The organism is Brevundimonas sp. EYE_349 (assembly GCF_023147505.1).
Classification (GTDB): domain Bacteria; phylum Pseudomonadota; class Alphaproteobacteria; order Caulobacterales; family Caulobacteraceae; genus Brevundimonas.
In genome coordinates, this window is sequence record NZ_JAHXPB010000009.1 from 18,325 (window position 1) to 36,480 (window position 18,156).

Consider the following 18,156-nt stretch of genomic DNA (forward strand, 5'->3'; position numbering starts at 1 on the left):
TGGGTGCGAAAAGGACGGTCGAATGTCAGCCGCCCGGAAGGCTCGCCCCTTCATGTCCACCGCCCTCGTCATCGGCCGCCAGGCCTGGATCAGCGCCCGCATCCTGTGGGACGCGCCGTTCGTGGTGCGGTTCCGGGGGGTGCTGCAGGCGCTGTTGGCGACGCTGCTGCTGATCGCCCTGCTGTCCTGGAATCCGGCGGACGCCAGTCTGAATGCGGCCTCCACCCTGCCGACCACCAACTGGCTGGGGGCGAACGGCGCCCTGTTCGCCGACCTGTTCATGCAGTCGCTGGGCCTGGCCGCCTGGCCTGCCGCCCTGCTGCTGGTCGCCTTCGGTCTGGCGCGGGCGGTCGGGGACGCGATCCAGCAGCGGCTGAAGCCCACGCCGTTGAAGGCCCTGGCCGCGACCGGCGGGACCCTGGCCCTGTCGGCGGCGCTGGCGGCGCTGGCGGCGCCCGCGGCCTGGCCCTTGGCGGCCGGATTGGGCGGTCTGTGGGGCGACGCTCTGACCGGAGTGACGGCCAAGGCCATCGGCGCCCTGCACATTCCCGGCGCGCGGATCATCGCGGGCCTGATCTTCTTGATCGCGGGCCTGTGGCTAGTTGGCTTCGCCATCGGCCTGAGGGCCATGGACTTCTTGGACGCCCTGCATTGGGGACGGTCGTTAAAGGCGCCCGCGCCGCGCGCGCCGGCCAAGCCCGCGCGTGAAAAGGCCCCGCCCAAGGCGCGAGCGCCCCGCGCCGCGCCTGTCCAGGACGCGCCTTCGCCTGTCGAGACGGATCCGTCAGAGGATGCCGGCCCGCAGACCGCCTACGAAGACCTGCCGCCATGGGAGGAGGAGGCCGCGCCCTTGCCCCCCAGCGCGGCGCGCGCGGCCGCGCAATCCGTCGAACCGCGCGTCGCGGCCGTCAAGGCGCCCAAGGCTCGGAAGGACGATCTGGATCAGCAGGCCTTCGACTTCACCCGGCCTGAAGGGGATTTCGACCTTCCCCCGCTGGGCATATTGAGCAAGCCTGGCCAGCGCACCGCCTCGGTCGATGAGGATTCTCTGAAACAAAACGCCAAGATGCTGGAAGGCGTGCTGCAGGAGTTCGGCGTGCGCGGCGTGATCGATCAGATCCGTCCCGGCCCGGTGGTCACCCTGTACGAGCTGGTGCCGGCGCCGGGCGTGAAGCATGGCCGCGTCGTGGCCCTGGCCGACGACATCGCCCGCTCGATGTCCGCCCGCGCTTGCCGCATCAGCGTGGTTCAGGGGCGCAACGCCATCGGCATCGAACTGCCCAACGCCAAGCGGGAGACCGTCTATCTGCGCGACCTGCTGGCCAGCGCCGAATACGACAAGAAGGGCCATCTGCTGCCGCTCGCGCTCGGTGAGACCATCGGCGGCGAACCCTATGTCGCCGATCTGGCGCGGATGCCCCACCTGTTGATTGCGGGCACCACAGGCTCAGGCAAGTCGGTGGGGGTCAACGCCATGATCCTGTCGATCCTGTATCGCCACAGCCCGGCCGAATGCCGCTTCATCATGATCGACCCCAAGATGCTGGAGCTGTCGGTCTATGACGGCATTCCGCACCTGCTGGCGCCCGTCGTGACCGATCCGAAGAAGGCGGTCGTCGCTCTGAAATGGACGGTGCGCGAGATGGAGGACCGCTATCGCCGCATGTCCAAGCTGGGCGTGCGCAACATCGCCTCCTACAACGAGCGCGCCCGCGAGGCCCAGGCCAAGGGCGAGCATTTCGAACGCACGGTCCAGACCGGCTTCGACGACCAGGGCCGCCCGGTCTATGAGTCCGAGAAGATCCGCCCCGAACCCCTGCCCTTCCTGGTCGTGGTCATGGACGAGATGGCCGACCTGATGCTGGTCGCCGGCAAGGACGTTGAGGGCGCGGTTCAGCGTCTGGCCCAGATGGCCCGCGCCGCCGGCATCCACCTGATCATGGCCACCCAGCGCCCGTCGGTGGACGTCATCACCGGCACCATCAAGGCCAACTTCCCGACCCGGATCTCCTTCCAGGTCACGTCCAAGATCGACAGTCGCACCATCCTGGGCGAACAGGGCGGCGAGCAGCTGCTGGGCCAGGGCGACATGCTCTATATGGCCGGCGGCGGCCGGATCACCCGCTTGCACGGCCCGTTCGTCGACGACAAGGAAGTCGAGGACGTCTGCAAACACCTGAAGGCGCAGGCCGAGCCCGACTATCTGGATCTGATCACCGACGAGCCGGACGGCGACGGCGACAACGGCTATGACGAGGGCGGCGGTGGCGGATCGGGCGACGACCTGTACGATCGCGCCGTCGCCGTCGTCACCCGAGACCGCAAGGCCTCGACCTCCTACGTCCAGCGCCGTCTCCAGATCGGCTACAACCGCGCCGCCTCCCTGATCGAGCGGATGGAGCAGGAAGGCGTGGTCAGCCCCGCCAACCACGCCGGCAAGCGCGACGTCCTGGCCGGCCCGCCGCCGATGGTGTGACGAAAATCGAGGAACGGCTGCGGCTCGGAGCCGTTGTCTGACCCGCTATCGCGTCCAAGCTTCAGCATTTCGATGAACAGGGCTTCATCGCAGCGCCGGAATATGGTCAGGCTCGCGTCATTCCGACGCCAAGCCGACCGGGCAAGACGGCAGGATCGACAACCATCCCGAACGGGAGACGAACTTCATGACCTCGCGCACCAAGACCTTGGCCCTGCCAGCCGCCGACCTGCACCGCCGCAGCCTGCTGCTGGGCGCGGGCCTGACGACCGGCCTGATCGCCCTGGGCGCCTTCGACGCCGCCCATGCCCAGTCCAACCTGTCGGCCGACGACCGGGCGGTGGTGCAGCAAGCGCAGGGCTATCTGCAAGCCCTGACCTCGGCCCAGGGGACCTTCACCGAGACGGGCCCAAGCGGCCAGACCCGCCAGGGCCGGTTCTATCTGCAGCGTCCGGGCAAGATGCGGTTCGAATACACCGACCCGGCCGGGCTGCTGGTGGTGTCTGACGGCTATAACGTCAAACGCTACGACCCGCGCCTGAACACCTTCCAACAGGCGCCGCTGGGCCGCACGCCCCTGTCCACCTTCCTGGCGCGCAACGTCCGCCTGGACCAGGGCGTCCGCATCGAGCGGGTGACGCGCATGGCGTCGGGCGCCTTCGCCATCACGGCGCGCGACGCCAGCCGGCCGAACGACGGTCAGGTGGTGCTGGCCTTCGCGGGCGACCCTGTGCGGCTGCACGAATGGACGATCACCGATCCGCAGGGCGCGCGCACCCGCACGCAACTGACGTCGCTGCAACCGGCGTCGAACTTGTCAGCGCGCCTGTTCCAGCTCAGCGACCCGACGCGCCGCCCCGGCCGGAACTGATTGCGCGCGGGGGCGGGGGTGGTCAGGTGACCATTCCTCAACCCCTGTTCCCTTAAGCTGCCGGGCATGAGCGCGACCGTACCGCCGTCCGGCGTCCCATCGCTGAAATGGACCGCGGCGGTCGGCGTCGGCGCGTTCGGCCTGTTTCTGCTAGGCGCCCTGGTGGTCGAACCGGCCCTGAACCGCCTGATCGAGCCGGGCGCCGCGCCCGCAGGATCCGGCGCCAAGGGGCAGGTGGTGATCGGCGATCCGGTGGTCGGGGGACGCTATGTCTCCGCCGGGTCAGACGCGCTTTCGCCCCTCACGATCCAGGCCGAAGGCGGCGCCCTGACCATCGAGGGCGCAGGTCGGCTGACCACCACCCCGCACAGGTTGGTGGGCGCGGGCCAGAAGGCCGACGCCGCCCGGACCTTCGCCGACGTCATGGGCGCGCCAGCCGCCGCCCAGATCGAAATCCGCAGGGTCGTCGCCGACGAGGACAGCCGGCTGTGCGCCGGTCAGGCCGTGGGCTGGCTGGCCTTGGCGGTGCGACGCAACGGCCTTCTGCTGATGCCGGTGCGCCAGGGTCCGCCGCCCGGCGCCCTGGCCTCCGCGGATCGGCTGTGCGCCGTTAGAGACTTCAACCGATGATCCGCGCGCTGATCCTGGCCGCCCTGATCGGCGTCGCCGCCGCCCTGTGGACGTGGACCCGGCCGGGCGCGGCGGCGATCAGCGCGGTAGGCGATACGGTGGTCGTTCAGGTGCTGGACAACGGCTTTCACACCGACCTGGCCATGCCGCGCGCCGCTTTGATACGACGCGGCGGCCCCCTAGCCCATGCGACGGCGAGCCTGGCGTCCGGCGACTGGATTCTGATCGGCTGGGGCGACGCGCGGTTCTATGTGGATCAGAGCCCGATCGCGGATCGCCTGCCGGACGGCGCCCGCGCCTTTTTCCGGCCAGGCAATGCATCGGTCGTCATGCTGGACCCGGTCAGCGTCGATCCCGGCGCAGGCCATGGCGGTGAGGTGGCGCGCCTGATCCTGACGCAGGCGCAGTTCGACCGGATGGCGACCCGCGTCGAACAATCTCTGGCGCTGTACGGAGGTTCGCCCCGGGTCGTCGCGGCCCGCCCCGGCGACGACGCGCGGTTTTTCGCCAGTCGCGAGACCTTCTCCATCGGCCATCTGTGCAACCACTGGACTTCTGGCGTGCTGAACGCCGCAGGCGTGCCGATTCGGCCGGTCCGGTCGATCACCTCGGCCGAGGTGATGCGGTCCGTGCGGGCGGCGGAAAGGGCCAAGGCCCCGGAGCGAAAACTGGACACGCGACCATCGCGAGACTAGACCGCCCGACTTTCGCCTATCCGGCCGGGTCCGATCCCCAGCGGGCCGAACACGAAGGAGAGGCCGATGGCCCACAAGCAACATACCCGAAACGCCTCCGGTCCCGCCGGACCCAGCCAGCGTCAACTGCGCGCCGGCGAGCTGATCCGTCACGCCCTGGTCGACATCCTGCGCGAAGAGGATATCCACGACGAGGCCCTGGTCGGCGTGTCCGTCACCGTGACCGAGGTGCGCCTGTCGCCCGACCTGAAACACGCCACCTGTTTCGTGGAGCCGCTGGGCGCCGGGGTCGAGACGGCCCCCACCGCCGGCCACGAAAGCGAGATCATCAAGGCGCTGAACGCCCACGCCAAATTCCTGCGCGGTCAGTTGGGTCGCCGGCTGGACATGAAGTTCACGCCCGACCTGCGCTTCCGTCACGACGAAAGCTTCGACGCCGCCAGCCACATCGACCGCCTGTTCGACGACCCTCGCGTCCGCGCCGACCTGGAGCGACGCGACGGAGAGGATGAGGGCGACGCCTGATGTTTAGGCCTCAATTAGGGCGAGGCGCGATAGGCCAAGCGACGCGGCCTCAAGTAGCGCGAAGCGCGATAGGCCAACCGTAATGGGCCGCAAGAAGAAGGGCGAGATCGTCGACGGCTGGGTGTGCCTGGACAAGCCGTTCGAGATGGGATCGACCGAGGCCGTCAGCCGCATCCGCCGCCTGTTCGACGCCCAGAAGGCCGGTCACGCAGGCACGCTGGACCCATTGGCCAGCGGCATCCTGCCCATCGCGCTGGGCGAAGCGACCAAGACCGTGCCCATGATGATGGAGGCGCAGAAGGTCTATCGCTTCACCATCAACTGGGGCGTCTCGACCGACAGCGTGGACCGCGAGGGCGAGATCATCGGACGGTCGGACGTGCGCCCGACCGTGGATCAGGTGAAGGCCGCCCTGCCCGCCTTCGTCGGCGAGATCGACCAGACCCCGCCGCGCTTTTCCGCCATCAAGGTGGACGGCGCCCGCGCCTATGACCTGGCGCGCGACGGGGTGGAGTTCGAACTGCCGTCGCGGCGCGTGACCATCCATTCCGCCGAGGTCAGCGGCGCGCCCGACGCCGACCACGTTGAAATCACCATCCGCACCGGCAAGGGCGTCTATGTGCGATCGCTGGCGCGCGACCTGGCGGCGGTTCTGGGCGCCGAGGGCCATGTCAGCGCCCTGCGACGCGAGCGGGTGGGGCCGTTCAGCACGCAAAACGCCGTCACTCTGGATTCTCTGGAGGAAATGGTGCATAGGGGCGCCGCCTCGGAAGGCTTGCTTGCCGTCGCGACCGCTCTGGACGACATCCCGGAACTGGCCGTAACGGAACAGGACGCCTTCTCGCTTCGGCAGGGACGCCCGATCGTTCTGCTCCCCCGTCAGGTGGAAACCCTCAAAGGCCGTCTTTCCGACGGTTCGCGCACGGTTTCAGCCTTTCAGGGCCAGACCCTCGTCGCCCTCTGTCAGTTGCGGGCCGGCCGGCTAGAACCCGACCGCGTTTTCAACCTCTAGGCCCGCGCCATCCGGCAAGGGCCGAGACCCCACGGCCTCAAGTCGCGCGAAGCGCGATAGGCCAAGAAAGGACTCTTACGATGTCGGTTACTGCTGAACGCAAGCACGAGATCATCGCCGATAACGCCCGCTCCGCCGGCGACACCGGCTCGGCCGAGGTTCAGGTCGCGATCCTGTCGGAACGCATCGCCAACCTGACCGAACACTTCAAGACCCACAAGAAGGACAACCACTCGCGTCGTGGCCTTCTGAAGATGGTGTCGCAACGTCGCCGCCTGCTCGACCACCTGAACAAGGTCGACGCCGGCCGCTACCAGGCGCTCATCTCCAAGCTGGGCCTTCGCCGCTAAGGCGTCGGATCAGTGTAAAAGAACGCTTTCGAGGCGCGGGCGGTCACGTCCGCGCCTCGTTGTGCAACTAGACACGACCTGTGCGCCGCAGGACTTAACGGCGCTGCTGCGAGGGCCATGACGGTCCTCTCCCGGTCGTTCGCGATGGCGCGGCGACCTCTGGATCGAAGGACTGAACGCCGACGCATCCGCCCCATGATGGGACCCCGCCGGGAATACGCCCGCCGGGATACGAAAGACGAAATATGTTCGACATCAAACGCAAGACGATCGAGTGGGCCGGACGCCCGCTGACCCTGGAAACGGGCCGCATCGCCCGCCAGGCCGATGGCGCCGTGCTGGCCACCTATGGCGAGACCGTGGTTCTGGCCACCGTCGTCTATGGCCGCGCGCCCAAGCCGGGCCTGGACTTCTTCCCCCTGACCGTCAACTACCAGGAAAAGACCTTCGCCGCCGGCAAGATCCCCGGTGGTTACTTCAAGCGTGAAGGCCGTCCGTCCGAGAAGGAAACCCTGGTTTCCCGCCTGATCGACCGTCCGATCCGCCCGCTGTTCGTCAAGGGCTTCAAGAACGAGACCCAGGTCGTCGTGACCGTGCTGCAGCACGACATGGAAAACGACCCGGACGTCCTGGGCATGGTCGCCGCCTCGGCCGCCCTGACCATCTCGGGCGTGCCCTTCATGGGCCCGATCGGCGCCGCGCGCGTCGGCCTGATCGACGGTGAGCTGGTCCTGAACCCGACCATCGACCAGGTCCCGACCTCGGACCTCGACCTGGTGGTCGCCGGCACGCAGGACGCCCTGATGATGGTCGAATCCGAAGCCAAGGAGCTGTCGGAAGAGAAGATGCTGGAAGCCCTGATGTTCGCGCACGCGGGCATGCAGCCGGTCATCGACGCCATCATCGACCTGGCCGAACACGCCGCCAAGGAGCCGTTCGACTTCCAGGCCGAAGACCACGCCGACGTCGTCGCCTCGATCAAGTCGCTGGTCGGCGAGGACATCAAGGCCGCCTACACCCACCCCGGCAAGTACGACCGTCGCTCGGGCGTCGATGCGGCCAAGAAGACCGCCGCCGCCAAACTGGTGAAGACCGACGAGAACCCCGAAGGCGTCGACAGCTCCAAGTTCTCGGCCGCCTTCAAGGAATGTGAAGCCGAAGTCCTGCGTCGCGACATCATCGAAAACGCGCACCGCGTCGACGGCCGCGCCCTTGACAAGGTCCGCGCCATCGTGTCGGAAGTCGGCGTCCTGCCGCGCACCCACGGTTCGGCCCTGTTCACGCGCGGCGAAACCCAGGCCCTGGTCGTCGCCACTCTGGGCACCGGCGAGGACGAGCAGTACATCGACAGCCTGCAGGGCACCTACAAGGAAAGCTTCCTGCTGCACTACAACTTCCCCCCCTATTCGGTGGGTGAAGCGGGTCGCATGGGTTCGCCCGGCCGTCGCGAAATCGGTCACGGCAAACTGGCCTGGCGCGCGATCCGCCCGATGCTGCCGACCAAGGAAGACTTCCCCTACACCATCCGTCTGGTGTCGGAGATCACCGAGTCGAACGGCTCGTCCTCGATGGCCACGGTCTGCGGTTCGTCGCTGGCCCTGATGGACGCGGGCGTTCCGCTGATCCGTCCGGTCTCCGGCATCGCCATGGGTCTGATCCTGGAGCCGTCGGGCGAGTTCGCCATCCTGTCGGACATCCTGGGTGACGAAGATCACCTGGGCGACATGGACTTCAAGGTCGCCGGCACGTCGCAGGGCATCACCAGCCTGCAGATGGACATCAAGGTCGCCGGCATCACCAAGGAGATCATGGAACAGGCCCTGACCCAGGCTTCGGCCGGTCGCCTGCACATCCTGGACGAGATGTCCAAGGCCATGGACGCGCCGCGCACCGAACTGGGCGAACACGCGCCCAAGATCGAAACCATCAAGATCGCGGTCGACAAGATCCGTGAAGTGATCGGTTCGGGCGGCAAGGTGATCCGCGAGATCGTCGAGAAGACCGGCGCCAAGATCGACATCGGCGACGACGGCACCATCAAGGTCGCCGCCAACGACCAGGAGAAGATCGACGCGGCCAAGGCCTGGATCCAGTCCATCGCCTCGGAACCGGAAGTCGGCACGATCTACACCGGCAAGGTCGTGAAGGTCGTCGACTTCGGCGCCTTCGTGAACTTCTTCGGCGCCAAGGACGGCCTGGTCCACGTGTCCCAGATCGCTCTGGAACGCGTCGCCAATCCGGCCGACGTCCTGTCGGAAGGCCAGGAGGTCAAGGTCAAGTTCCTGGGCTTCGACGATCGCGGCAAGACCAAGCTGTCGATGAAGGTCGTGGATCAGGAAACCGGCGAGGACATCACCGACAAGATCAACGCCGAACGCGCCGAGCGCGGCGAGGCCCCGCTGTCGGAAGACACCGGCGGTCGTCCCAAGCGCGAGGGCGGTGATCGGGGTGGCGATCGCGGCCGTCGTCGTCGCGACTAAGCGACTTCGATACCAAGACTGAACGAGGCCCGGCGGAACAATCCGCCGGGCCTTTTTCTTCGCCAACCGGACTGACCTTGCGGCGATTTCACTTGCCGCATCCACTCGTGCGGTCTCCATTGCCGCATCGTCCGTGGGGAGAACGTCATGCTGGATCGCCGCCGCCTTCTTCAGTCCGCCGCCCTAGGCGCGGGCCTTTCGGCCCTTGGGGGCGCGACCGCCTTCGGCCGGCCGCAGGACGGCGGGACGGCGGGAGCGGCGGACGGCGCCTTCAAAATCTTCATGGACAAGGCGTTCGAGGGCACGTTGGATCGCGCGCCTGAGGTCGTAACCGCCTTCGGCCTGGACAAGGGCGGGCGCGCCGCCGCCAAGTCGCAACTGACCGCCCCGACCCGCGCCGAGGAGGAGGGCCAGCGCGCCTTCATCCGCCAGCAGTCCGCCGACCTGGCCCGCATCGACCGCCGCGCACTGTCGCCCCGCGACCTGAACTATTACGACAGCATCAAGGACAATCTGGACGGGGTCATCGCCACCTACGACATCCCCTATGGCCAGGGCGGCTGGCCCAATCCGTATCGGGTCAGCCAGCAGGGCGGCGCCTATCAGTCCACGCCGGACTTCCTGGCCAATCAGCACACCATCGAGACCGCCGCCGACGCCGACGCCTATGTGGTGCGGGTCAACGCCTTCGCCGATGTCCTGGCCGCCGAAACGGATCGGCTGAAGGAGGAGTATGCGCTGGGGGTCGTGCCGCCCGACTTCATCCTGGCCAAGGCGATCCGCCAACAGGATGGCGTCCTGGGCACTTCGGCGGCGACCTCCCCCCTGACCCAATCCGTGGTGGACCGGACCCAGGCCAAGGGCCTGAGCGGCGACTGGGGCGCCCAGGTCCAGCGTCTGATCGAAACACGGGTCTATCCGGCCCTGGCGGCGCAGAACGCGGTGCTGAAGGCCGCCCAGCCGAACGCCGTGCACGAGGCGTCGGTGCGCCGCCTGCCGCAGGGCGAGGAGTATTACGCCAACAGCCTGCGCTACATCACGACCACCCGACTGACCGCCGACGAGATCCACCGCACCGGCGTCGAACAGATGGCCGAATTGACCGCGCGCGCCGATGGCCTGTTGAAGGCGCAAGGGCTGACGCAGGGGTCGGTCGCCCAGCGGATCGCCGCCCTGGGGGACGATCCCAAGTACATCTACGCCAATACCGATGCGGGCAAGGCCGAGCTGATCGCCAAGCTGAACGCCCAGATGGCGGACATGCAGGCCCGCCTGCCCAACGCCTTCGGCCGCCTGCCCAAGGCCAAGGTCGAGATCAAGCGCGTGCCGCCCGAGATCGAGGCGGGCGCGCCGATGGGCTATTACAACGCGCCCAGCCTGGATGGGACGCGGCCGGGCATCTATTGGATCAATCTGAAGGACACGGCGGAATGGCCGTCCTGGTCCCTGCCGACCCTGACCTATCACGAGGCCACGCCGGGTCACCATCTGCAGATCAGCCTGCAGCAAGAGAGCCCGTCGGCGCCGCTTCTGATGAACCTGTTGGGCTTCTCCAGCTATGTCGAGGGCTGGGGGCTTTACGCCGAACAGCTCGCCGACGAACTGGGCGCCTATGAGAACGATCCGGTCGGGCAGGTCGGCTATCTTCAGTCGCTGATGTTCCGCGCCGCGCGCCTGGTGGTCGACACCGGCATCCACTCCAAGGGTTGGAGCCGCGAACAGGGAATCCGCTACATGATGGAGGCCTATGGCGACCAGGAGGGGGCGGCGACGTCCGAGGTCGAACGCTATTGCGGCTGGCCCGGCCAGGCCTGCGCCTACAAGGTCGGGCACAACGAATGGGTTCGGCTGCGCGAGACGGCCAAGACCACCCTGGGGTCCAGGTTCGACATCAAGGGTTTCCACGACACGGCCCTGGCCGCCGGCGGCGTGCCGCTGTCGGTGCTGGAGCGGATCGTCAACGGTTGGGTCGCGGCCCAGGCCTGATCGCATCCCGGTCGCGCCGGACCGACGTCGAAGACAAACAGGGACCGCCTCGGCGCGGGCGCGGTCCGTCACCGAGAGTTCGCCGCATGATCGACCGTCGCCGCCTTTTGCTGACCGCCGCCGCTGTGGCGGTCGCGCCGACTCTGGTTCAGGCCGAGCCCCTTCAGACCGACGCGGATGGACGGCTGAATGGTCTGCTGGACGGCTGGTTCGAGGCCGATATCGACGACAGCCCGGAGCGCGCCACCAACCTGGGTCTGGATCGGGGCGCGCGCGCCAGCCTGTCGTCAAGGCTCAGCGAGACCGGGCCGGACGCCATCCGCAAAGATCGTGCGAAGGCCTTGGATCGCTGGGGCCAGTTGAAAGGCTTCGACCAGGCCGGTCTGTCGTCGGCCGGGGCGCTGAACTACGCCATCGCCGCCTTCGGCGCGGAGACGGCGGCGGAGACGGCGCGCTTCGACTATGGGGCGGGGCCGGGGCGACCGTCGCCCTATGTCGTGACCCAGTTGTCGGGCGCCTATTTCAGCACGCCGGACTTCCTGGACAATCAGCACCGGGTCGAGGATGCGGCCGGCGCCGACGCCTTCCTGTCGCGGCTGGAAGCCTTCTCGGGCGTACTGGACGGCGAGACGGCCAAGATAGAGGAAGACGCTGGTCTGGGCGCCATCCCGCCCGACTTCATCATCGACCGGATGTTGCCGCAGATTCGGGCCCTGCGCGACACGCCCGTCGCCGACATGGCCATGCTGAAGTCGCTGGCGCGCAAGACGGGCGATCTGGGCCTGGCGGGTTATGACGGTCGCGCCGCCGCGATCATGGACCAGAAGGTCAAACCGGCCCTGGCCGCCCAGATCGCGGCGCTGGAAGCCTTGCGTCCCCGCGCCACCCATGACGCGGGGGTCTGGCGTCTGCCGGACGGCGAGGCCTTCTATGCGGCAGGGCTCAAGGCCAATACGACCACGACCCTGACCGCCCGCGAAATCCACGCCTTGGGCCGCGAACAGGTGGCCGAAATCAGCGCCGAGATCGACGCCATCCTGAAGACCCAGGGCTATACCCAGGGCACGGTCGGCGAACGCATCCAGGCCCTGAACAAGGAGCCGGCCCAGCTGTTCGCCAACACCGACGCAGGCAAGGCCGAACTGCTGGCCTGGCTGAACCGGCTGGTCGCCGATCTGGAGCCGAAACTGCCTCAGGTGTTCGGCCGCCTGCCCAAGTCGCACGTCGAAATCCGTCGCGTGCCTGTGTCGATCCAATCGGGTGCGCCGGGCGGCTATTACCAGGGACCGCCGTTGGATGGGTCGCGACCGGGCGCCTATTACATCAACCTGCGCGACAGCGGGAACTGGCCGCGCTTCGCCCTGCCGACCCTGACCTATCATGAGGCCTCGCCAGGGCATCACCTGCAGGTGGCGCTGCAGCGCGAGTCCGGCGAGCTGCCGCAATGGCGCCGCGCGGGCGGCTTCTCGGCCTATAACGAGGGCTGGGCCTTGTATGCGGAGGCGGTGGCGGCCGACGACCTGGACGCCTATGCGACGGATCCGCTGGGCCGGGTCGGTTTTTTGATGTCCTATCTGTTCCGGGCCGTGCGTCTGGTGGTGGACACGGGCCTGCACTCCGAGCGCTGGAGCCGGGAACGGGCGGTCGAATATATGGCGGCCTCGGGCGCCAAGCCGCTGGATGCGTCGAACAGCGAGATCAACCGCTACTGCGTCTGGCCCGGCCAGGCCTGTTCCTACAAGGTCGGCCATACGGTCATCGCCCGCCTGCGCAAGGAGGCCGAAGCCAAGCCCGACTTCGACCTGCGCGCCTTCCACGACAAGGTTCTGGAGAACGGGTCGCTGCCGCTGGCGGTGCTGGAACGGATCGTGGGCGGCCGCGCCTAGAGGTTTGGCCTAATCCGCGACGGTCAGGCCGTCGATCTGGCGCAGGCGGTTGTGGATGTCGGTGGCGGCGACGGCGGCCTCGGCGGTGGCCACGGCGATCTGGTTGAGGCCGCGCACCACGTCGCCGGCGGCGTAGAGGCCGGGCACGCTGGTCGCCTGGTGCAGATCGACCTCCAGCCGGCCGTCGTCGGACAGGCGCGCCCCCAGGCCTTGGGCCAGTTCGGCGTTCGGCGACGTTCCCAGCGCCGAATAGACCAGGTCGAAAGCCCGCGTCTGGACCGATCCGCCCGGCCCTTTCCAGGTCAGGGCCGTCACCCGATCCTGTTCCAGCCGTACGGCCTCCAGCGGAGCGAAGATCAGTTCGACGCCCAGCCGGTCCAGCTCGTCACGCCGTGTCAGGGCGTCCGGCGGACCGATGTGGATCAGGGTGACCCGGTCGGAATAGGTCCGCATGAAGGCGGCCTCGCGCGCGCCCTTGTCGCTGCGCCCGATGACGGCGACGACCTTGCCGGTCGCCTCATAGCCGTCGCAGATCGGGCAGATGCGCACCAGCGCCCGCTGAACCGCCCGCTCAACGTCTGGTAGGTCAGGGTGATGATCGACGACGCCTGTGGCCAGAAGGACGGCGCGGGCGCGCAGGGTCTGGCCCTCGACTTCGGCGACGAAGCCTTGGCCATCCGGGGCCAGGGTCGTCACTCGGCCCGCCGAGAGGACGGCGCCATATTCCTCGGCCTGTTCGCGCATCCGGGCCAGGATGTCGGGGCCGGAGACCCCGGCGGGAAAGCCGGGGGTATTGTGGCTGAGCGGGATCCAGCAGGCGCGCGGTCGTCCGCCGTCGATCACCAAGGTCTGGCGACGAAAGCGGGCGAGGTAGGTCGCGGCCGTCAAGCCGGCGGGGCCGGCGCCGATGACCAGAACCTCTGGGTCGTTCACCGCGTGCGCCAGGCGACAGGCCAGAAGTCGGACGGCACGCCCGCGCATTCGCCCATCGTGCTTTCGCGTGTCAAAACGAAGCGCTGGCCGGTCCAGGTCCAGGTCTGCAAGGTCCCGCAATCGCCGATGCCGCGCCCCTTGGCGAAGCTGGACAGGGTGCGCGAACCGGGATCGTATTCTCCATTGACGGTCGAGTTGTCGGGCGCGTTCGGATCCGCGCCCGGCCCGGCCGTGCCGATCAGGGCCGCCGGTCGGGGATCGCGCCCGCCCGGTCCGGTCAGATACCAGTTGTGGGTCAGGTTGTAGGCGCCCGAGCCGCAGGGCACGGCCCACAGCTCGGTGCGCGCATCCAGCCGGGCGGACATGACCATGTCGCTGACGGCCGGCATGGCCGATTCCTTAAGACAGTTTCCGACCTCGGTCAGGCCGCGAAGGGCGGCGGGCAGGGTCTGGTTCTGATCGCCGAAGCCCGCCTGGCTCACGGGCGGCGCAGCCGCCACCGTGGGCAAGTCAGGCGCGACCGGCACGGTGGAGGCCGGCTTTTCGCCGCGTCGCATCAGGGCCGTGGGCGTGTCCAGGCGCCCTTGCTTCTCGTCGATCCACAACAGGGCGGCCGCTGCGCCATGCAGGGAGATATCCTGGCTGGAGACTCCGCGAATGGTCATGACCTTGCCCTGGGCCAAGGCGTCGATGACGGGCCGGACGTCGCCGGGGATCTGGCCGATCGGGGCGTCGTCCTCGCTGGCCGCGTTCAGATCGGCGGCGAAGTTGCGGCCGTCGATGGTCAGGCCGATACGCGCCGGACCCTTAGCATCGTCGTGCGGCCAGTAGCCGAACACCACCTGGGGCCTGGCGTCCGGGCCAGGGTCGAGCATGATGCGAACCCAGCCGCCATTGAACCCGGAGGTGAAGCCGAAAGCCCAGCAGGTTCCGTCATTGCCGCAGGTGGCGCTCCAGTCGCGGAACGATTTGGTCTCGCTGGCGATCTGAAGCACCGGCGCGGCGGCGGGCGTCGGGGCGGATGCGGCGGGGGCCGCGGGGGCGCCGGTCTTCTTCGTTGAATCCTTGTCGCCGCAGGCGGCCAGGGCGAGGGCGGACGCCCCGACGGCGACCATCATTCGGGAAGCGATCATGCCTTCTTCAACTCCGACGGTTTGTGGGCCGCGCGTGCGCCGGTCTTGGCGCTCTCCACGATATATTCCGGGTTATCGGGAGAAGCGGCGACCTTATGGCCCTTGATGCGGGTTTCAGAGGTGACCTTCTTGAGCACCTTGCCGGTGGTCGCGCCCTGGCTATGATCCCATTTTACGCGATCACCGGCCTTGAACGTCTTTTCCGGCATGGCTGTGCTCCCTGCGGCCCCGCTTGATGCTCAGCGATCAGCCGGCGCATCAGTTCCGCGTCGATCACTGGCGGCGCCTCGCAAAAGACCATGATCCACTGCTCGACAAGGTCGCGCTCTTCATCCGTCATTCCGTCGTCCGTCGTCGTTTCGGGCCCTGAAAGACTCCGAACGGGCGCATCTGGTTCAGCTTGGCCGCGGATGGCTTTTTCCGGGCAGGGTTAACGCCGGGTCGGGCTTTGCGTGAACGCCCCGCCCCGCTATACCGCCGCCACGATATTCCTTCCCACAGTCACAGGCGGACACGCGCATGGCCAAGATCAAGGTCGAAAACCCCATCGTCGACATCGACGGCGACGAAATGACCCGCATCATCTGGCAGATGATCAAGGACAAGCTGGTCTTCCCGTTCCTGGATCTGGAGCTGGACTACTATGACCTGGGCATGGAGCACCGCGACGCCACCGACGACCAGGTGACCATCGATGCGGCCCACGCGATCCAGAAGCACGGCGTGGGCGTCAAGTGCGCCACCATCACCCCCGATGAGGCGCGCGTCGCCGAGTTCGGCCTGAAGAAGATGTGGAAGTCGCCGAACGGCACCATCCGCAACATCCTGGGCGGCGTGGTCTTCCGCGAGCCGATCATCTGCTCCAACGTGCCGCGCCTGGTTCCGGGCTGGACCCAGCCCATCGTGGTCGGCCGTCACGCCTTCGGCGACCAGTACAAGGCCACCGACTTCCTGATGCCCGGCCCCGGCACCCTGACGATCAAGTTCGTCGGCGAGGACGGCGAAGTGATCGAACACGAGGTCTACAAGGCGCCCGGCGCCGGCGTGGCCATGGCCATGTACAACCAGGACGCCTCGATCCGCGAGTTCGCCCACGCCTCGTTCGCCTATGGCCTGCAGCGCAACTATCCGGTCTATCTGTCGACCAAGAACACGATCCTGAAAGCCTATGACGGCCGCTTCAAGGACCTGTTCCAGGAAGTGTTCGACGAACACTACGCCGCCGAGTTCAAGGCGCGCGGCCTGACCTACGAGCACCGTCTGATCGACGACATGGTGGCGGCCGCGATGAAGTGGTCGGGCGGCTTCGTCTGGGCGTGCAAGAACTACGACGGCGACGTGCAGTCCGACGTGGTGGCGCAGGGCTTCGGCTCGCTGGGCCTGATGACCTCGGTCCTGATGACCCCGGACGGCAAGGTGCTGGAGACGGAAGCCGCCCACGGCACCGTGACCCGCCACTATCGCCAGCATCAGAAGGGCGAGGCCACCTCGACCAACTCGATCGCCTCGATCTTCGCCTGGACGCGCGGCTTCAAGCACCGCGCCAAGCTGGACGGCAACGCGGCCCTGGACCAGTTCGCCGACACCTTGGAGAAGGTCGTCGTCGACACCGTCGAAGCTGGCTTCATGACCAAGGACCTGGCGCTGCTGGTCGGCGACCAACAGGGCTGGCTGACCACCGAAGGCTTCCTCGACAAGGTGGCCGAAAACCTCAAGACCGCCCTGCCGGACGTCGGCTAAGGTTGATCTTCTCCCCCAGCTTCGCCGGGGAGGACTGTCTCAAGTCGCGCGATGCGCGATAGGATAGACAAGAATGAAGGCCCCGACGGAGCGATCCGTCGGGGCTTTTCGTTGTGCCGGGAGCCGGGGCGTGCATGATCGGCGATAATGAGGAAGCGTTCGTGAAGCGGCTGTTCGGAAATCTGGTGCTGGCGGCGCTCGCCGTGGCGGTGCTGGCCTTCTTCGCCGCGCCGGCGGTGGGCTTCTTCGCCATACGTTCGGCGGCGGAGGCCAGCGATGTGGCGGGGCTTTCGCGACTGATCGACTTCGGCGCAGTCCGTCAGTCGCTGAGGCCGCAGCTGGCGGGGCGGCCCGAGGCGATGGCGCCGGCGCCGTCCTTCCTGGAGGATCCCATCGGCGCCTTCCGACGACAGTTTGAGCAGCAGAACCCGCTGCAGCGTCAGCCCGATGTGAACGCCTATCTGACGCCGGCGGCCCTTTCGGGCCTGCTGAGGGGCGAGGGGCGCTACGCCAACCAGCGGACGCACGCTGCGACGCCGCCGGGCGCAAAGGTCAAGAAGCCCTGGCCGCGCCCCGCCTATTGGAGCGTCAACCGGGTGCGGATGGCGGTCGCCGATCAGGGCGGATCGCGCACCCTGTTCACCTTCGAGCGGCGAGGGCCGTTCGAATGGAAGCTGGTCCATATCGGCCTGCCCGAGGGCGCAGCGCCGCTGGCCGCGCCCGCCCAGGTCGGTCGTCCATGAGCCGCCTCATCATCCGTTTCCCAAAGGAGGGATCATGACCCGCAAGATCGTCATCGGGGCCGTCATCGCCGGGATCGTCGCCCTGGCCGTCGCCCTGTTCGTCTCGCCCTTCCTGGCGGCGCAGGGGATCGTGCGGGCGGCGCGGGCCGGGGATGCGGGGGCGCTGGAACGGCAGGTGGACTTCCCCGCCTTTCGCGCCAGCCTGAAGAGCGAACTGAACGCCCGCGCGCGACTGGAAATCCGCGAACGGGCCAAGGGCGACCGGGGGCTGGCGGCCCTGGGGATGCTGGTGGCGCCGTCGCTGGTGGACGGGGCGGTCGACAACTTCGTCACGCCGCAGGGGGTTGCGGCCCTGGTGCGGTCCGGCGAGACGCCGGCGCCGGAACGGCCGGCGCCCGCCGACGACACGCCCGCCGCGCCCAAGGACAAGGTGCGCCAGTCATGGGCCTATCGCGGGCTGAACCGCTTCGCCGTGACCCTGACGCGCGACGACAAGCCGGAAGAGGAACTGGTGTTGATCCTGGAGCGTCGCGGGCCGTTCAACTGGAAGCTGGCCGGCGTCGATCTGACGCCCGATCCGATGATGTGATGCGGCGGCCCAATTGCACTGCACACCGTAAAATGGTGCAAAGTTCAATTTCGACCTGACGAATAAGCCGACTGGCTTGTCCTGCGCATGGCGACGATCCCCTTCTG

At 67.8% G+C, this 18,156-nt stretch carries 17 protein-coding genes; 13 read left to right on the forward strand and 4 right to left on the reverse strand.

Annotation, left to right across the window (positions count from 1 at the left end; translation table 11 throughout):
- Positions 1–52 precede the first annotated feature (52 nt).
- The 10 genes from KZX42_RS14855 (at position 53) to KZX42_RS14900 (ending at position 12,911) form a co-directional block, all read left to right on the forward strand.
- Positions 53–2,476, forward strand: coding sequence for a DNA translocase FtsK (locus KZX42_RS14855; protein ID WP_248120764.1), 2,424 nt, complete (start codon positions 53–55; stop codon positions 2,474–2,476).
- Between the two features lie 187 nt (positions 2,477–2,663).
- Positions 2,664–3,347 carry an outer membrane lipoprotein carrier protein LolA gene (locus KZX42_RS14860; protein WP_248120557.1) on the forward strand — a complete coding sequence of 228 codons (684 nt, stop codon included), beginning with the start codon at positions 2,664–2,666 and terminating at the stop codon, positions 3,345–3,347.
- A 66-nt stretch (positions 3,348–3,413) separates the two neighbouring features.
- Entirely contained in the window at positions 3,414–3,977 is a 564-nt protein-coding gene (locus KZX42_RS14865) for a hypothetical protein (RefSeq protein WP_248120559.1), read from the forward strand.
- Positions 3,974–4,672, forward strand: coding sequence for a DUF2459 domain-containing protein (locus KZX42_RS14870; RefSeq protein ID WP_248120561.1), 699 nt, complete (start codon positions 3,974–3,976; stop codon positions 4,670–4,672). The genes KZX42_RS14865 and KZX42_RS14870 overlap by 4 nt, the downstream gene beginning before the upstream one ends.
- A 66-nt stretch (positions 4,673–4,738) precedes the next feature.
- Positions 4,739–5,197 carry a 30S ribosome-binding factor RbfA gene (rbfA, locus tag KZX42_RS14875; RefSeq protein ID WP_248120563.1) on the forward strand — a complete coding sequence of 153 codons (459 nt, stop codon included), beginning with the start codon at positions 4,739–4,741 and terminating at the stop codon, positions 5,195–5,197.
- 82 nt (positions 5,198–5,279) lie between these two features.
- Positions 5,280–6,209 (forward strand): tRNA pseudouridine(55) synthase TruB, encoded by a 930-nt coding sequence (truB, locus tag KZX42_RS14880; RefSeq protein WP_248120565.1) that lies wholly within the window; start codon positions 5,280–5,282, stop codon positions 6,207–6,209.
- An 80-nt stretch (positions 6,210–6,289) separates the two neighbouring features.
- Positions 6,290–6,559, forward strand: a complete 270-nt coding sequence (gene rpsO, locus KZX42_RS14885; protein ID WP_017506665.1) for a 30S ribosomal protein S15 — start codon at positions 6,290–6,292, stop codon at positions 6,557–6,559.
- A gap of 245 nt (positions 6,560–6,804) precedes the next feature.
- Complete coding sequence (pnp, locus tag KZX42_RS14890; protein WP_248120567.1) at positions 6,805–9,039, forward strand: polyribonucleotide nucleotidyltransferase; 2,235 nt, start codon at positions 6,805–6,807, stop codon at positions 9,037–9,039.
- A 147-nt stretch (positions 9,040–9,186) separates the two neighbouring features.
- The gene (locus KZX42_RS14895; protein ID WP_248120568.1) at positions 9,187–11,025 is read left to right on the forward strand and encodes a DUF885 family protein; all 1,839 of its coding nucleotides are present in this window, start codon (positions 9,187–9,189) and stop codon (positions 11,023–11,025) included.
- Between the two features lie 86 nt (positions 11,026–11,111).
- Positions 11,112–12,911 carry a DUF885 family protein gene (locus KZX42_RS14900; RefSeq protein ID WP_248120570.1) on the forward strand — a complete coding sequence of 600 codons (1,800 nt, stop codon included), beginning with the start codon at positions 11,112–11,114 and terminating at the stop codon, positions 12,909–12,911.
- Positions 12,912–12,920: 9 nt separating this feature from the next.
- Here the strand turns inward: KZX42_RS14900 and KZX42_RS14905 are convergent, their stop codons facing one another.
- Genes KZX42_RS14905 through KZX42_RS14920 form a run of 4 tightly spaced genes read right to left on the reverse strand, consistent with a single transcriptional unit; the run spans position 12,921 to position 15,317 of the window.
- Positions 12,921–13,892 carry an NAD(P)/FAD-dependent oxidoreductase gene (locus tag KZX42_RS14905; RefSeq protein WP_248120572.1) on the reverse strand — a complete coding sequence of 324 codons (972 nt, stop codon included), beginning with the start codon at positions 13,890–13,892 and terminating at the stop codon, positions 12,921–12,923.
- Positions 13,841–14,977 carry a DUF1176 domain-containing protein gene (locus KZX42_RS14910; protein ID WP_248120574.1) on the reverse strand — a complete coding sequence of 379 codons (1,137 nt, stop codon included), beginning with the start codon at positions 14,975–14,977 and terminating at the stop codon, positions 13,841–13,843. Before KZX42_RS14910 ends, KZX42_RS14905 begins: the two co-directional genes overlap by 52 nt.
- Positions 14,974–15,186, reverse strand: a complete 213-nt coding sequence (locus tag KZX42_RS14915; RefSeq protein ID WP_248120576.1) for a DUF2945 domain-containing protein — start codon at positions 15,184–15,186, stop codon at positions 14,974–14,976. Before KZX42_RS14915 ends, KZX42_RS14910 begins: the two co-directional genes overlap by 4 nt.
- Positions 15,150–15,317: a hypothetical protein gene (locus tag KZX42_RS14920; RefSeq protein WP_248120578.1), complete on the reverse strand. Its 168-nt coding sequence runs from the start codon at positions 15,315–15,317 to the stop codon at positions 15,150–15,152. The genes KZX42_RS14915 and KZX42_RS14920 overlap by 37 nt, the downstream gene beginning before the upstream one ends.
- Before the next feature lie 179 nt (positions 15,318–15,496).
- Between KZX42_RS14920 and KZX42_RS14925 the strand changes: the two genes are divergently transcribed.
- The 3 genes from KZX42_RS14925 (at position 15,497) to KZX42_RS14935 (ending at position 18,049) form a co-directional block, all read left to right on the forward strand.
- Positions 15,497–16,717 carry an NADP-dependent isocitrate dehydrogenase gene (locus KZX42_RS14925; RefSeq protein ID WP_248120580.1) on the forward strand — a complete coding sequence of 407 codons (1,221 nt, stop codon included), beginning with the start codon at positions 15,497–15,499 and terminating at the stop codon, positions 16,715–16,717.
- 161 nt (positions 16,718–16,878) lie between these two features.
- Positions 16,879–17,460 (forward strand): DUF2939 domain-containing protein, encoded by a 582-nt coding sequence (locus tag KZX42_RS14930; protein ID WP_248120581.1) that lies wholly within the window; start codon positions 16,879–16,881, stop codon positions 17,458–17,460.
- A 34-nt stretch (positions 17,461–17,494) separates the two neighbouring features.
- Complete coding sequence (locus tag KZX42_RS14935; protein ID WP_248120583.1) at positions 17,495–18,049, forward strand: DUF2939 domain-containing protein; 555 nt, start codon at positions 17,495–17,497, stop codon at positions 18,047–18,049.
- Positions 18,050–18,156 lie beyond the last annotated feature (107 nt).

Coding starts and splice junctions, on each gene's coding strand:
- KZX42_RS14855 (WP_248120764.1), top strand. CDS start 53: ATGTCCACCGCCCTCGTCATCGGCCGCCAGGCCTGGATCAGCGCCCGC.
- KZX42_RS14860 (WP_248120557.1), top strand. CDS start 2,664: ATGACCTCGCGCACCAAGACCTTGGCCCTGCCAGCCGCCGACCTGCAC.
- KZX42_RS14865 (WP_248120559.1), top strand. CDS start 3,414: ATGAGCGCGACCGTACCGCCGTCCGGCGTCCCATCGCTGAAATGGACC.
- KZX42_RS14870 (WP_248120561.1), top strand. CDS start 3,974: ATGATCCGCGCGCTGATCCTGGCCGCCCTGATCGGCGTCGCCGCCGCC.
- rbfA (WP_248120563.1), top strand. CDS start 4,739: ATGGCCCACAAGCAACATACCCGAAACGCCTCCGGTCCCGCCGGACCC.
- truB (WP_248120565.1), top strand. CDS start 5,280: ATGGGCCGCAAGAAGAAGGGCGAGATCGTCGACGGCTGGGTGTGCCTG.
- rpsO (WP_017506665.1), top strand. CDS start 6,290: ATGTCGGTTACTGCTGAACGCAAGCACGAGATCATCGCCGATAACGCC.
- pnp (WP_248120567.1), top strand. CDS start 6,805: ATGTTCGACATCAAACGCAAGACGATCGAGTGGGCCGGACGCCCGCTG.
- KZX42_RS14895 (WP_248120568.1), top strand. CDS start 9,187: ATGCTGGATCGCCGCCGCCTTCTTCAGTCCGCCGCCCTAGGCGCGGGC.
- KZX42_RS14900 (WP_248120570.1), top strand. CDS start 11,112: ATGATCGACCGTCGCCGCCTTTTGCTGACCGCCGCCGCTGTGGCGGTC.
- KZX42_RS14905 (WP_248120572.1), bottom strand. CDS start 13,892: ATGCGCGGGCGTGCCGTCCGACTTCTGGCCTGTCGCCTGGCGCACGCG.
- KZX42_RS14910 (WP_248120574.1), bottom strand. CDS start 14,977: ATGATCGCTTCCCGAATGATGGTCGCCGTCGGGGCGTCCGCCCTCGCC.
- KZX42_RS14915 (WP_248120576.1), bottom strand. CDS start 15,186: ATGCCGGAAAAGACGTTCAAGGCCGGTGATCGCGTAAAATGGGATCAT.
- KZX42_RS14920 (WP_248120578.1), bottom strand. CDS start 15,317: ATGACGGATGAAGAGCGCGACCTTGTCGAGCAGTGGATCATGGTCTTT.
- KZX42_RS14925 (WP_248120580.1), top strand. CDS start 15,497: ATGGCCAAGATCAAGGTCGAAAACCCCATCGTCGACATCGACGGCGAC.
- KZX42_RS14935 (WP_248120583.1), top strand. CDS start 17,495: ATGACCCGCAAGATCGTCATCGGGGCCGTCATCGCCGGGATCGTCGCC.